A 13,686-nucleotide genomic window follows, 5' to 3' on the forward strand; every position below is an offset into this window, starting at 1 on the left:
TGGCCGGCCCCCGCCGCGCATGGCGCTTCGTCCCTGCACCCGCCGTTGAACACCTGATCTGATCCGCGCACCGCGCCCCGTTTTGAAAGACATGACCATGACCCAACCGTTTCAACTCGCCGTTTGCGCCGAGATGCTATGGACCGATAAACCGATGGAGTGGCGTGCTGCGCGCCTTACCGAGCGTGGGCTTGGTGTCGGCCTGTGGAACTACCCCGATCACGATCTGGACAAGCTCGAGGCCGTGGGGGCGAATTACACCATTATGAATGGCTATCTCGAGGGGCGTCTGGCCGATGATGCGGGCGCAGACATGTTGTTGGCGTCCGCGCGCAAAACCGCGCAGGTGGGCAAGCGTTTGGGTGTTGACCGTCTCAATCTACACGGCACGGGCCTTGGAGGTGGTGGTATTCCGATCCCACATCACGGCGTGTTTTCCCCCGCAATGACGCTACGCGCCCGCGATACACTCAACCGTATTTGTGATACGGCGGAGGAGGAGGGCGTTGTTTTTACGCTCGAAAATCTCAACCCGCTTGACCATCCCGGATGTCCGTTTGGCTCTACCGCGGATGTGTTGGCATTGGTGAGTGCGATTGATCGCCCGCAATTGCGTATCAACCTCGACCTTTATCACACGCAGATCGGCGAGGGGGATCTGGTGCGGTGGTGCGCGGCCTGTCTGCCGTGGATCGGCGAGGTGCAGGTTGCCGACAATCCGGGACGGTGTGAGCCGGGAACGGGCGAGATCAACTACGTGGGGATCGCCGCGGCCCTCGATAAAATGGGCTACCGTGGCCCTATCGGCATGGAAGCCTTTGCCCAAGGCGACAGTGACGCGGCCGTCGACGCCTTTGTCGCGGCCTTCACCCTCTGACGGTGCGGGGCGTGCTCGGGTTGCCTGCACGCTCCACAACAGACACCTAGTGTGGTGAGCGAGCATCTGCCCCGACAGATGCGCACCCCGTTGTGCCCCAAACCCTCCATATCTGTGCCTGGCACACGCCAGTTGTTTACATTTGTGGAGACTTTAGTATCGTCGCGTGGAACATGACAAAGGCACAGTATGATTACTCTTGATCTGGCGATTGATAAAACCTCGACCCCTCGTATTGCGCAATTGGACACGTCGGCGTTTGCGCCCTCAGATGTTCTAAATCTTATTTTACAACGCTCTGAAATCATCCGTGATCAGGATAACTACAACAGCTACATACAAGCATGGATGCGTGGCGAAACGGCGCCTCTAGAGGCTCTCGTCGAAAAAATCGGTCACGACACGCTCATTCGACGCGCGGCGGCGTTCATTTTGTTCGAGTATGAGGAACTTCTCCCGATTTTTGCCGCCAATCCACCCGCCGCCGTCACGGATATCGGCTGTGGCTATGCGTTCTTCGATCTGTTTCTCGCTCAAGATTTCGATTGCAACCTAACGCTGATCGACCTCGAACACACAAGCGAACGGCATTTCGGATTTCAACAGACTGGCGCAGCGTACTCGAGCCTTGCGGTGGCTGCCGCGTCCTTAGGGTTGAACGGAATCGATCCCGATCGCATTCAAACGCTCAATCCTGAGCGCCAATCGATTGCGGATATCCGCGACCAAGATCTCGTTGTGAGCTTTATCTCCTGCGGATTTCACTATCCTTGGACGACATATGAGACCTTTTTCAACGACGCGGTCAAACCAGACGGTAAGATCATCCTCGATGTGCGCCGACGCACATTGAGTGACACACTGTCGGGTATGGCCAGTCTTGGGGACATCGTGGACCTCAATGCAGGTACAAGTCCCAAGGCCGCGCGGATTGCTGTAACGCGCGGACCGCATACGGCCCTAGTTGATGCAAGCTAACAGTTATTAATCGGACCGATGGGCAGGGCACACAGATGGAACCAAAACTCTTTCAAATTGGGTTCAACAAAACGGCGACGACCGCACTATTTTGGTTATTTGTAAACTCGGGCCACTCCGCCCTTCATAGCAGTGGACGGCGCGCGCGCCGCGCGGGGCATCCCTTGGTTTCAAAGCTGCATCCGCAACTTGTGATTCATCATAATATGTGCGCAGGCCGTCCCGCCGTGCAGGGCTTGGAAGACTTTGAGGCGCATTTCGATATGGAGCATGATCTTCCGAATTCGCCCATCAAAATCGAAAATTTCAAGTTCTTTGACCGGTTGGCACGTGACTACCCTCGGGCAAAATTTGTGCTGAATACTCGTGACTGTGACGCATGGGTGTTGAGCCGTGCACGTCACAATGATGGGCAGTATCTGAAGCGATCTATGGCGCGCCTCGCGCAATCGGAGGCGGAGGTTCTGGATCAATGGCGAGACGAGCATGCACGCCATCATAACGCCGTCAGGGCATTCTTTGCCGCTGAACAAGACCGGCTCTTGGTGTTTGATATCGATCGCGATCCCATCGACGCGCTTGTTGATTTTTGTGCGCCCGATTTTACGCTTGATCCCGCGCACTGGGGAAAGGCGCGGGTCACAGATGATGTTGTTCAAAAATTGGGCTGGGAGCAGGGCAATACGGCGTAGCGTAATACCGTGATTATTGCGCGCGCACATCGCGCAGCCATGCGACGATCAACGCGCGGGCATCATCGTCCATTTGAATGGCATTGGGTGGCGGCATCGCATGGCTCACCCCCGCATGAAGATAAATTTGATCGGCGTGGCGAGCCACATCGCTCTGCGTTTCTAAAAACACATTTTTGGGCGCCCAACGCAACCCGTCCCATGACGGCTCGCGCGCATGACACATCGAGCAATTGCCAACCACCGCGTAATACGCCTCTTCAAAGCTCTCCACGGCCGTATACTTTTGCTCGTAAGGGGTGAGGGCGCGCGCCTCGGCCTCCTCATAGGTTTCTGCGCCTTGAACGGTGGACAGCCACGCAATCACAAGCATCAACACAATGGTCACGAACCACGTCCAATTGGGACCAGCGCCGGTTTTATGCATGGTGTTGAAGTAATGACGGATGGTGACGCCGGTGAGGAAAATGAGGCTGGCAATGATCCACGCGTATTGGGTGCCAAAGGCCAACGGGTAGTGGTTGGACAGCATCAAAAACACGACAGGCAAGGTGAGATAGTTGTTATGGGTCGAGCGGACTTTGGCGATTTTACCGTACTTGGGGTCGGGCGCGCGGCCTGCCTTGAGATCGGCCACAACGATCCGCTGGTTCGGCATGATTTGGAAAAACACGTTGGCTGTCATGATCGTGGCAGTGAATGCGCCAAGATGCAAAAGGGCGGCGCGGCCCGTGAAAATCTGGTGATAGCCCCACGACATCACAACGAGGATCACGAACAAGAGCAGCATCAAAACGGTCGGGCGTTCGCTGAGCTTTGATTTGCACATTGCGTCATAGGCAATCCACCCGATGGTAAGCGAGCCGCCGGAAATCAAAATCCCTTGCCAAAGTGCGAGATCGGCCTTGGTCGGATCAAGCAAGAACAGCTCACCGCCCATCCAATAGACGATCATCAACAGCGCCGCACCAGAGAGCCACGTCGTGTAGCTTTGCCATTTGTGCCATGTCAGATGCTCGGGCATCTCGGAGGGGGCAACCATGTATTTGACGGTGTGATAGAACCCGCCGCCGTGCACTTCCCATTCCTCGCCATGTGCGCCCGCGGGCAGGGTGTCGCTGGGTTTGAGCATCAGATCGAGGGCGATAAAATAGAATGACGCGCCAATCCACGCCATCGCGGTCACAACATGGAGCCAACGGACCGAAAACGCCGCCCAGTCCCATAGAATTGCCAAATCATACATGGAGGTCTCCCAAAGTTCGATATCGCCGTTAGCTTATGCGAAATCGTCCGATCGGGATATGGCTGTGGCAGACCAAACAGTATTAAAAAAAGCAAAACAATATCACGTCAGCCGCCGAATGTTTCCAGTGCCTGTTCGACGGCCTTGCGCCGTGCGCGCGGCACTGTCACTCGGTCATTTGTGACCATCGTTAACATCAGTTTTCCCTCCGCCAGACGCGTGACCTTTTCAATTGCACTGAATGCGACCCAAACCGAGCGATGCGCTTGAACGCCGTATTCGGCAGGGATTTGTTCAACGGCATCGGTCAATCTGTAGCGCACCATCTTTTCGCCTTTCGCCAAATCGAGGCGGATATAGTGTTCTTCGGCGCGTATGGCCCGCAAATCAGCCAGTGCAATCGTTTCTCCAGCGATCGAAATTGTGTGGTGGGGCCGCGTCTGCGATTGGGGCGGCGGCGTGGGTGATGTCAAGGAATCGTTGGTCGCAAAGATGGCCATGCCCTGTGCGGAGTGCCGGTTTTCCAGGTCGCGTGCTTCGCGTTGAATACGCGCAAGCCCACCCGCGCGTGGGTTGATCACAACGTCCGAATAGACTTTGACATGAGACACCACAAACATTGAATAGGCAGCTTCGAGCATAAAGATATATATGTAATCAACGACAAAGGCCTGAAGGAAGCTGATACGATCAATCCATTCGAGACCGATATCGCCATAAAACAACACTGCGCCGTGTCGCTTCACCGTTTCAAGGATGAGCACGCTAAACACCATCACGAGAGGAAGCGGCAACACCAAAAACGGCCAGCGTCGCGTGAGATAGGGCCACATCCAGACCTGAGCCATCAGCATCACGATCAAGATCAACTCGTGGATGACCAAGGTTACCGAGGCTTGCCACCAAGGGAGCTTATTTGCCGCCGCTGCGGGTTCAAGCGCGAGGAAAGACAATGGATAAAGATAGCCGATAAAAAGCCCGGCAAAGATAAAGAAGAACAGTGAGTTCTTATCCGTGATCGCCTGAAAAAACTGGAATGGCGTTAGGCGAAACCGTTCTCCCGTGATCAAAACTAGATTGAACTTGGCACGATCCTCTTGAGATGGCGCGGGGGGGAGGGTCGATTGCATACTTGTCTTCCACATCATCATTTGATGGACGCAACCGCGACCTCAGTTTGAACGATTTAACCCAACGGTCATAAATGCCGCAACACATTTCCCCTCGCGTGACGCGTCATAGGCCGCGGGATGCACGTCGTTTTACGTTGAGCTGAGCGAAGTGATCAACACTTCGCGACGTAGTTATGCATTTCATGCGTCATGAACTTACGTTGTGATCTATTAAAATTTCACAAATCCCAAATGGAATAACTAAAATGTTGGTTAACGACATTTTCGGCGCTTAACGCCTGATTTGGTTACTCGGCGCTGTGTTGCGCCCTGTTCAGGCGATACACTCGCCATGCAGACAACATCGAAGAGTTGGGCGGGTACATTAGGACATGCCAATAATAGGGGCGGCGCGTGGTGGCGTAGGCGCTCTTAATATCCGCAAATGTGCGAACCGATCGGGGGATTGGGATCAGGAGAGCGAGGCGCGTACATGAAACTTCTTGTTTCACTTGCGGTTGTCGGAGCCAGCGTCGACAGACGTAGCTGAGATACGCGCATGTGCGCTCGATTTTGCGTCTCGTAGCCATCTCATTTTCAATAGAATATGCCTCCTGGTGCCCCCACGCCACGAGGTATCGCAGGGCGCTATACTTGGCAGAGAGGCCCCTGCACTTGGCCCGCGCGTTTAACGTCTCGGACGCGCGGGCACTCCTCTCAATTCGACGATGCATGAAGTGTAAAATACGGCGCGAAACCTACGCATAGCGCTTATTTCAAGTCATTTAACGCCACTTTAAGACACGAGGGTGGACCGTTTTGAGGCCGTCATTAAAACGTTACTCAACATTCAATCTTTGGGAGGCGAACCTGTGAAAAATCTGTTTTGCAAGACGTCGTTCAGCTGCCTTCCATCTCCTTGCGGCATGCGCCACGCAGCAGTCACGATGTCGCCCAGCGCAGGACGCAGGCTCTCGTTTTTGCTCGTACGGACACCGCCGTCGCCTAACACCGTCAACCAAGGCTAGAACTCATGTTTGATACGCATAATAACAGCAATGCCGAAGTGGATCGTAATCTTTGGGAAAGTCCAATGGTTGTGATCGCGACCCTCGCAACCATTGGAGCGGTCATCGTCAGTATTGCGTCTATCATTGTTGTCTTGCTTGGCGGAGCATCTGCGAGCAACGAATGGGGCGCGTTCGTCTACATTATCCTCTTCGTGCTGATGCTGTTATTCACGCGCTCCTATGTGACGCCAAAAAGCCGCACCAATTGCGCGCGGATCGGGCAAGATCAGTGTCATAAGTCTGGGCGATCTGTGCGGAACTGATCGACTTGCCTTAGGCGCAGCGTTTAAATGCGATCAGTGGCAGTGGCGCTCCTAACGCCTTTGCCCATATCATCGGCGTCGCGGCATCATCCAATCATTTTGCACTGTGAAATCGCCACCTTGACGAGCTGTGGCCTTCGGTTCGGCGAGGTGGGAATTGGCGCGTTATGACCTCGGTCACGCGGCTTTGTTGCATCGCTTTATCGGGCGATCATAGATGATGCGTCGTTCTGAAAAGGTCGCGAACACGGGCTCATGCGTATTCAGTACAAGGGGTCCGTGATAAAATCACAGACCCTTGCGTCGGACATAGGCATACCGCACCCATGAAATTCATAGATTCCCTCCCGCTATTCTCCCTCATTGTCGTATCCTTGACGCTTGGGTTGGCCCCGTTTGTGCCCGAACCCCATGTGTGGACCAAGCTAAAGATGCTTGTGGCGGGGGATCTTGTACGGCCCATCGATATATTTGATCTGGTTTTGCATGGCACGCCTTGGGTGTTGCTTGCGATCAAATTGATGCGTGGGGCGCCGCGCACCACCATCCCCCACGAAGATCCCCGTGAGCGCCCTTGATCAGCGCGCCTTTACAAGACGCGTGAGCGCCGCCTCAAGCATCGTGTCCTTGCCATTGGAAAATCCCTCAACGTCGAACGGATAAGAGATATCTGGTGCGATGCCGGTCTGTGTGACCGGAGTGCCGTTTGCCAAGGCATAGGTTTGATGCGGCAGTGTGAATTGCCATTGGTTCGGCAGGGTCCGCACCATGATGTTAGACGCGGTTGCGTTGGTGGGTTCCCCCATGATGCGCACCTGTGCCAATTCTCCCACCGCCATGACATAGGTTTCCGCGGCACCCGAGGTCTCAGAGCTGGTCAGAACCATCACAGGGGCGGTGAGTGCTGCCTGTGCGCCGCGCCCGTAAAAGGCGGTCGCAGGGCTCATGTAGCCGCGTGTGATTTGGGTCTGTTTCGATCCGGCGGGCCAGTCCGTGGCGGAAAACAACCCCGCATAGGTGAGCGCAACCGTATCAGAGCCGCCCGCGTTAAAGCGTAGATCAACAATGACACCTTTGGCGTCCGCATATAACGCGGCCAGTTGATCGACCACGCGTGCGGCCTGTGATGCCATGGTTTGCCCTAATGGCGGCTCGGTTTCCATGTGGTGGACATCAAGATAGGCAATCTCGCCGTTAAGCCAGCCGTGGCGGATGCCGCTTGTTTCCATGAACTGCCGCTCGGAGGTCAGGTAGCTGTCTGTGACCTGCCAAAAGGCGCGTTGATCTTTGTCCCACGGTGCGGGGGTATGCGGTGACACATCGCCCGAGGGGGTCATTAGGTGGATATCACCATCGTCAAGGTCGCGCACGGCGTGGGTCATGACATCCGAGAGATGTTTTGGGTCGAAATTGCCCGCAAGGGCCGCCATGGCCTCATCGCGGCGTGCGTCCCAGTCTACGCCGTAGCGCGCAAAGTTTGGATAATGGGTTTCAAACGTGCGCCAAAAGATGTCGAAGGTCTCAAGCGGTCCGGCCGGTCTGCCGTTCACGCATTGATCGGGCAGGGCGTCGACGCGGTAGGCGCGCATATCATCAATTGCGTCCGCAACCGCAATGGATAGATCGTCGCCCTGCGCGGTAAACGTATATCCCGCAAGGCGGCGCACCATCCCTATATGCGCGGGCATGGTTTGCCACGGGATGCAAGAGACGGGCGTTATCTCGTGGATCGCAATCGAGACAGGCGAGATATCAAAGACAAGCCCGTAGCCATTGGTGATCCAGATGCCTTGGGTCTCTTTGGGCGGCTTGCCCGACCACCACAACGCACCAAGGACAAGCCCCGACAACGCGCCTGCGGCCAGCAAAAGACGCAACACGCGCGCAATCATGAGGGATAGGGGCAACGAACTATCCTTGGCTCACAGCATCCAAAATCCGCGCCCATGAGCGCATACCTTTGTGAAAGCACTCCAGATCGTATTTCTCGTTGGGGCTATGGATTGCATCATCGTCGCGGGCAAAGCCGGTCAAAAGGGCGTCAACGCCAACGATCTTTTTGAAATAGCCCGCAATCGGGATTGAGCCACCACAACCGATAAAGGCGGCCTCATTGGGCCATTCATCGGACAGGGCTTGGCGTGTGGCCTCAAACGCGGGGTGGGTTGTTTCCATCACCGAGGCGGGCGAGGCGCCGTGCGGGTGGAATTCGACGGTGCAATCAGCGGGCAGGTGCGCCTCGACATAAGCGCGTAGGCTTTCGCGGATTTTATGGGGGTCTTGCGTGCCAACTAGGCGCGCGGAGACTTTGGCGGAGGCTTGCGCGGGCAGCACGGTTTTGAACCCGTCCCCCGTGTAGCCGCCAATGATGCCGTTGAATTCCATCGTCGGGCGTGACCAGATCATTTCCAATGCTGTGCGGTCATGTTCGCCTGCGGGCTGGCTGAGGCCCACCTCGCCCAAGAATGCCTCGTGCTCAAATCCCAAAGCGTGCCACTGGGCCGCGACATCGGCGGGCAGTTCGGGCACACCGTCATAAAAACCGTCGAGTGTAACGCGACCGGTGTCGTCATGGAGCCCCGCCAGAATACGGGTGAGCACGCGGATCGGGTTTTGGGACGGGCCGCCATACATGCCCGAATGCAGGTCTTTGTCGGCGGCTTTGATCACGATCTCTTCGCCCATCAGGCCGCGCAGCATGGTGACAATGGCGGGGGTGTCGTGGCCAAACAGGCCGGTGTCACAGATCAGCGCCACATCGCCTTTGAGGCGGTCCTTGTATTCATTCATAAACGGGACGAGGGAGGGCGAGCCGCTTTCCTCTTCGCCCTCAAAGAAGAACGTGATTTCACATGGCAATGCGCCATTCTCGGCAACCCATGCACGACAGGCCTCGACAAAGGTCATCAATTGCCCCTTGTCATCTGACGCGCCGCGCCCACGGATCACGCGGCCTTTCGCGGTGGTCTCAACGGCGGGGGCGAATGGATCACTGGCCCACAGATTGAGCGGGTCGACGGGTTGCACGTCATAGTGGCCGTAAAACACCAAGTGCGGCGTCTTTTTGTCTTTGGGTCCATCGACGTGGCCCATCACCATCGGATGACCGGGGGTCGCGATGGTCTCGGCGTCCACACCAAAAGAGCGTAAATCCGCGACCAACCAATCGGCGGCGCGGGCGCAATCGGCCTTATAAGCGGGGTCGGTGGAGATCGACGGGATGGACAACAGATCAATCAAACGCGCCAATGCGCCATCAAGGTCGGCATCAATACGGCCAAGGACCGAGGCGAGACGCGGGGCGAGCAGTGGGGCGGGTGTTTGGGTCATGATCGATTACCTTTCAGGATGTGCAGGCGCATTTGTCGCACACTAACGGGCCAGTTTGCAGTGTCCAGAGATTGGATGCGGGTTGACATAGATCATTCTTAAACGAAATTAGAACACGTTATGACTAGGGCAGTGAACAGGACGGTACCGACCCAAAGCACCGACATGTATCAATTTGTGAATACGAGTCGCTTTTTAAAAATTTGGTTGCTAAAAGGGTCGGACGGAAGACGCGCGAAAGGACTACCATTGGATTATACAGCGAAGCTTGACGAGGCGTTGCAGCGACTTCATGACGAGGGGCGGTATCGCACCTTTATCGACATTGAGCGCAAGCGCGGTAATTTCCCCCATGCGACGTGGAAAAAGCCCGATGGATCCGAAAAGCCCGTCACCGTATGGTGCGGCAACGATTACCTTGGCATGGGTCAACACCCCGATGTCCTGACCGCGATGAAAGATGCAGTGGACGCAACGGGCGCAGGCTCCGGCGGTACACGCAACATTTCCGGCACAACTGTCTACCATAAACGCCTTGAGGCGGAATTGGCAGATTGGCACAATAAAGAAGCGTCTTTGGTGTTTTCGTCGGCCTATATTGCCAATGACGCCACCCTGTCGACGCTGCCAAAACTGTTTCCGGGTCTTATCATCTATTCGGATGAATTGAACCACGCCTCCATGATCGAGGGCATTCGTCGCAATGGCGGCGCGAAACGTATTTTCCGTCACAACGACATGGCGCACTTGCGCGCGCTGCTTGAGGCGTCCGACAAGGACGCGCCCAAACTGATCGCATTCGAATCCGTCTATTCCATGGATGGCGATTTTGGTCCCATCGAAGAGATGCTTGATCTGGCCGACGAATTTGGCGCACTGACGTATATCGACGAAGTGCACGCGGTTGGCATGTACGGCGCACGTGGTGCCGGTGTGGCCGAGCGTGATGGCCTGATGGACCGCATCGACATTATCAACGGCACACTCGGCAAGGCGGTCGGCGTCTTTGGCGGTTATATCGCCGCGTCCGAGAAAATGTGTGACGCGGTGCGTTCCTATGCGCCCGGTTTTATCTTCACGACCTCTATTCCTCCGGCGGTCGCTGCTGGTGCGGCGGCGTCGATTGCGCACCTCAAGGGCGAGGGCGGTGTGGCGCTGCGTAAAGAGCACCAGACGCAAGCGGCCATTCTGAAAACCCGTCTTAAAGGTCTGGGACTTCCGATCACTGATCATGGCTCGCACATTGTGCCGCTGATCGTCGGCGATCCGAAACACACAAAACTGATGTCGGATATGTTGCTTGATCAATACGGGATTTACGTGCAGCCGGTGAACTTCCCAACCGTGCCGCGCGGCACGGAGCGGTTGCGGTTTACCCCGTCGCCTGTTCACGGACCGCGTGAAATGGATGCGCTTATCCACGGATTGGACGCGCTTTGGAGCCATTGTGCGCTGAATCGTGCCGAAATGGCCGGCTAACTAAAGTTTCCCCCTGTGCGGCCCTTCTTCTAGCGTGGTAAGGGTTAGCAATACATTAAGCGATTCGAGCTAGTGTAAACGATAAGAGTAGGGGCAGTTCGCATGATAGGACGGTGGAGGAAACCGCCCGTTGTCGAGGTAAGTGAACCTCGCGGCTTTGATGATTTCGAGCTTCGGCTCGGGGATATCATGCGTGGTGAACGAGCGACACAGTCCAAATCCCTGCTGGATGTCCAACGCGAACTGAAAATCAAAGCAACCTACATTTCCGCAATCGAAAACGCCGATCCGGATGTGTTCGAAACCCAAGGGTTCATCGCGGGTTATGTGCGCTCCTATGCGCGCTATCTCGGTCTTGATCCCGATTGGGCGTTTGAACGGTTTTGCGCCGAGAGTGGGTTTGCGGTGGCGCATGGTATGGCACCTGAAGCCTCGTCCAAGCGCGTAGCCTTGGTTGCGACAACTGCGCGCGTCAAAGACCCGTTTTCCGATCCGAATGCCAGTTTTGTGCCGCGCCCCGAAAGCTTTTTGTCCAAGGTCGAGCCTGGTGCAATCGGCTCCACGGCTGTCTTGTTGGCGCTTGTGGGCGTCATTGGATTTGGCGGCTGGTCCATTCTGAACGAAATTCAAAAAGTGCAATTGTCTCCCGTCGATCAAACTCCGGGCCTTGTTGCCGAAATCGCGCCGATGCCATCCTCACAGGTGGTTATGGCTGCTGTCGATGAAGGTGTGGGAATCGCTGCGCCCTCTGCTGATGCGTTTAATCGCCTGTATCGTCCGCAAGCGCTCGACGTGCCGGTTCTTGTGCCCCGTGATGGGCCGATTGCAACGCTTGATCCACGCGCCGTTGGTTCTCTTGGCGACGAGAGTGCCGAGGAGCGGTTGAATGCGATGTCCGGTCTTATGGCTGCTGCCGTAACTGCCGAGGCGGACGCGATCGCCCCTGTTCAGGTTGTCGAGCAGGATGCGGCTGAATTGGCGTTGGTTGCAGTCAATGCCACATGGGTGCGTGTGAGTTCCGCCGGTGGCACAGTGTTGTTCGAGAAAATCCTCAATGCCGGTGAACGCTATGTCCTGCCTGCAACCGAAGATGCCCCAGTGTTGCGCACAGGCAATGCGGGTGGGGTGTATTTCGCGGTAAACGGCCAAGCATACGGCCCTGCCGGTGGCTCCGGTTCTGTCGTTAAAAATATCGCGCTGTCTGTGGCATCTGTGTCAGAGGCGTTCCAGCCCGTTGATCTTACGGCCAATTCGGGTGTCGCCGAGATGTTTCGTGTGGCGCAGAATGATGCGATTTTGACGCCCGCGTCCGAATAACCCCCATTTTCACTACCTTGATCTGATTGTCCGTACATTTCCATCGCGGTGGCGTGATCTTAGCTGACGTGCAACGGCTTGCTTGCCTGTGCTGCGCAGCTTATCTATGGCGTGATCCAATTTTTAGCCGCAAGGACCGTACCCCATGTCCCATAATCCGATCCGCCCTTGGCGCAATATTGACCGCCGCGTGAGCCGTAAAATATGGGTTGGGGATGTGCCTGTGGGGGGCGATGCGCCGATCAGTGTGCAGACGATGACCAACACCGATAGCGGCGATGTCAAAGCGACTTTGGCCCAAGTCATGCGCGCAGCAGAAGCGGGCGCAGACATTGTGCGCATCTCCGCCCCTGATGTCGCGGCAACAACGGCCCTCAAAGAGATTTGTCGCGAAAGCCCTGTGCCGATCGTGGCCGACATCCATTTTCACTACAAACGTGCGATTGAGGCGGCTGAGGCGGGGGCGGCGTGTCTGCGGATCAATCCGGGAAATATCGGGGATGAGAGCCGCGTCAAAGAGGTGATCAAAGCGGCCAAGGACAACAATTGCTCTATCCGTATTGGCGTCAATGGCGGGTCGTTGGAAAAGCACCTGTTGGATAAATACGGCGAACCGTGTCCGGACGCGATGGTCGAAAGTGGCCTTGATCACATTAAAATTCTCGAAGACAACGATTTTCACAACTTCAAAATCTCGGTCAAAGCATCCGACGTCTTTATGGCCTCTGCCGCTTATCAACAACTGGCCGAGGCCACGGACGCACCAATCCACCTTGGTATCACCGAGGCGGGCGGCTTGATGTCGGGCACGATCAAATCGGCCATTGGCATGGGGCAACTGTTGTGGATGGGCATTGGTGACACGATCCGTGTGAGCCTGTCGGCGGATCCCGTTGAGGAGGTCAAGGTCGGCTATGAAATCCTGAAATCGCTTGGCCTGCGCCACCGCGGTGTGAACATCATTTCGTGCCCGTCTTGTGCGCGTCAGGGATTTGACGTCATCAAAACGGTTGAGGCGTTGGAGCAGCGCCTTGAGCACATCAAAACGCCGATGTCTCTGTCGATCATTGGTTGTGTGGTGAACGGCCCCGGTGAGGCGCTGATGACCGATGTGGGGTGGACAGGCGGCGGTGCGGGCCATGGCATGGTCTATCTGGGCGGCAAGCAAAGCCACAAGATGGACAATGAGCGTATGGTCGAGCACATCGTGGAACAGGTCGAAGCCAAAGCCGCCGAGATCGCAAAGACGCTGGCCGCAGATGAGGCGGCGCAGTAACTGCCGATCTTTGGGGCCACGCCCAAACAAAAAAGCCCCGCAACGT

12 protein-coding genes and 1 pseudogene are annotated in these 13,686 nt (G+C 56.1%); 9 read left to right on the forward strand and 4 right to left on the reverse strand.

The features are described 5' to 3' along the window. Window positions 1-97 precede the first annotated feature (97 nt). The 3 genes from ACTG34_RS08745 to ACTG34_RS08755 all read left to right on the forward strand — a co-directional run bounded on the left by ACTG34_RS08745 (window position 98) and on the right by ACTG34_RS08755 (window position 2,547). Window positions 98-877: a TIM barrel protein gene (locus ACTG34_RS08745; RefSeq protein ID WP_439104562.1), complete on the forward strand. Its 780-nt coding sequence runs from the start codon at window positions 98-100 to the stop codon at window positions 875-877. Window positions 878-1,066: 189 nt separating this feature from the next. Continuing rightward, entirely contained in the window at window positions 1,067-1,855 is a 789-nt protein-coding gene (locus ACTG34_RS08750; RefSeq protein WP_439104563.1) for a class I SAM-dependent methyltransferase, read from the forward strand. Between the two features lie 35 nt (window positions 1,856-1,890). Next, window positions 1,891-2,547, forward strand: coding sequence for a sulfotransferase (locus tag ACTG34_RS08755; RefSeq protein WP_439104564.1), 657 nt, complete (start codon window positions 1,891-1,893; stop codon window positions 2,545-2,547). Between the two features lie 13 nt (window positions 2,548-2,560). Here ACTG34_RS08755 and ACTG34_RS08760 read toward each other — a convergent pair whose 3' ends face one another. Both ACTG34_RS08760 and ACTG34_RS08765 read right to left on the reverse strand, forming a co-directional pair. Beyond that, window positions 2,561-3,793 (reverse strand): urate hydroxylase PuuD, encoded by a 1,233-nt coding sequence (locus tag ACTG34_RS08760; protein WP_439104565.1) that lies wholly within the window; start codon window positions 3,791-3,793, stop codon window positions 2,561-2,563. 107 nt (window positions 3,794-3,900) lie between these two features. Beyond that, entirely contained in the window at window positions 3,901-4,923 is a 1,023-nt protein-coding gene (locus tag ACTG34_RS08765) for a LytTR family DNA-binding domain-containing protein (RefSeq protein WP_439104566.1), read from the reverse strand. Window positions 4,924-5,938: 1,015 nt separating this feature from the next. Between ACTG34_RS08765 and ACTG34_RS08770 the strand changes: the two genes are divergently transcribed. Further along, window positions 5,939-6,238 (forward strand): hypothetical protein, encoded by a 300-nt coding sequence (locus ACTG34_RS08770; protein WP_439104567.1) that lies wholly within the window; start codon window positions 5,939-5,941, stop codon window positions 6,236-6,238. Window positions 6,239-6,564: 326 nt separating this feature from the next. Continuing rightward, window positions 6,565-6,816, forward strand: coding sequence for an RND transporter (locus ACTG34_RS08775; protein WP_439104568.1), 252 nt, complete (start codon window positions 6,565-6,567; stop codon window positions 6,814-6,816). Here ACTG34_RS08775 and ACTG34_RS08780 read toward each other — a convergent pair whose 3' ends face one another. Beyond that, window positions 6,817-8,145: a S41 family peptidase gene (locus ACTG34_RS08780; RefSeq protein WP_439104569.1), complete on the reverse strand. Its 1,329-nt coding sequence runs from the start codon at window positions 8,143-8,145 to the stop codon at window positions 6,817-6,819. Between the two features lie 4 nt (window positions 8,146-8,149). Beyond that, window positions 8,150-9,568, reverse strand: coding sequence for a dipeptidase (locus ACTG34_RS08785; protein ID WP_439104570.1), 1,419 nt, complete (start codon window positions 9,566-9,568; stop codon window positions 8,150-8,152). 249 nt (window positions 9,569-9,817) lie between these two features. On the opposite strand from ACTG34_RS08785, the gene hemA reads away from it, so the two are divergent. The 4 genes and pseudogenes from hemA (at window position 9,818) to ispG (ending at window position 13,640) form a co-directional block, all read left to right on the forward strand. Further along, window positions 9,818-11,047: a 5-aminolevulinate synthase gene (hemA, locus tag ACTG34_RS08790; RefSeq protein ID WP_439104571.1), complete on the forward strand. Its 1,230-nt coding sequence runs from the start codon at window positions 9,818-9,820 to the stop codon at window positions 11,045-11,047. A 189-nt stretch (window positions 11,048-11,236) separates the two neighbouring features. Next, window positions 11,237-11,401 (forward strand): annotated as a pseudogene (locus ACTG34_RS08795) (helix-turn-helix domain-containing protein); the annotation flags it as partial. A 63-nt stretch (window positions 11,402-11,464) separates the two neighbouring features. Beyond that, window positions 11,465-12,364 carry a DUF4115 domain-containing protein gene (locus tag ACTG34_RS08800; protein ID WP_439104587.1) on the forward strand — a complete coding sequence of 300 codons (900 nt, stop codon included), beginning with the start codon at window positions 11,465-11,467 and terminating at the stop codon, window positions 12,362-12,364. A gap of 145 nt (window positions 12,365-12,509) precedes the next feature. Beyond that, window positions 12,510-13,640, forward strand: a complete 1,131-nt coding sequence (gene ispG / locus ACTG34_RS08805; RefSeq protein ID WP_439104572.1) for a flavodoxin-dependent (E)-4-hydroxy-3-methylbut-2-enyl-diphosphate synthase — start codon at window positions 12,510-12,512, stop codon at window positions 13,638-13,640. Window positions 13,641-13,686 lie beyond the last annotated feature (46 nt).

The sequence above is a fragment of the Celeribacter marinus genome (assembly GCF_965656515.1).
GTDB lineage: Bacteria > Pseudomonadota > Alphaproteobacteria > Rhodobacterales > Rhodobacteraceae > Celeribacter > Celeribacter marinus_D.

What these genes read in the sequence shown, in the direction of transcription:
- ACTG34_RS08775 (WP_439104568.1), top strand. Translation starts at nt 6,565, where the DNA reads ATGAAATTCATAGATTCCCTCCCGCTATTCTCCCTCATTGTCGTATCC.
- ACTG34_RS08765 (WP_439104566.1), bottom strand. Translation starts at nt 4,923, where the DNA reads ATGCAATCGACCCTCCCCCCCGCGCCATCTCAAGAGGATCGTGCCAAG.
- ACTG34_RS08770 (WP_439104567.1), top strand. Translation starts at nt 5,939, where the DNA reads ATGTTTGATACGCATAATAACAGCAATGCCGAAGTGGATCGTAATCTT.
- ACTG34_RS08785 (WP_439104570.1), bottom strand. Translation starts at nt 9,568, where the DNA reads ATGACCCAAACACCCGCCCCACTGCTCGCCCCGCGTCTCGCCTCGGTC.
- ACTG34_RS08745 (WP_439104562.1), top strand. Translation starts at nt 98, where the DNA reads ATGACCCAACCGTTTCAACTCGCCGTTTGCGCCGAGATGCTATGGACC.
- ispG (WP_439104572.1), top strand. Translation starts at nt 12,510, where the DNA reads ATGTCCCATAATCCGATCCGCCCTTGGCGCAATATTGACCGCCGCGTG.
- ACTG34_RS08800 (WP_439104587.1), top strand. Translation starts at nt 11,465, where the DNA reads ATGGCACCTGAAGCCTCGTCCAAGCGCGTAGCCTTGGTTGCGACAACT.
- ACTG34_RS08750 (WP_439104563.1), top strand. Translation starts at nt 1,067, where the DNA reads ATGATTACTCTTGATCTGGCGATTGATAAAACCTCGACCCCTCGTATT.
- ACTG34_RS08760 (WP_439104565.1), bottom strand. Translation starts at nt 3,793, where the DNA reads ATGTATGATTTGGCAATTCTATGGGACTGGGCGGCGTTTTCGGTCCGT.
- ACTG34_RS08755 (WP_439104564.1), top strand. Translation starts at nt 1,891, where the DNA reads ATGGAACCAAAACTCTTTCAAATTGGGTTCAACAAAACGGCGACGACC.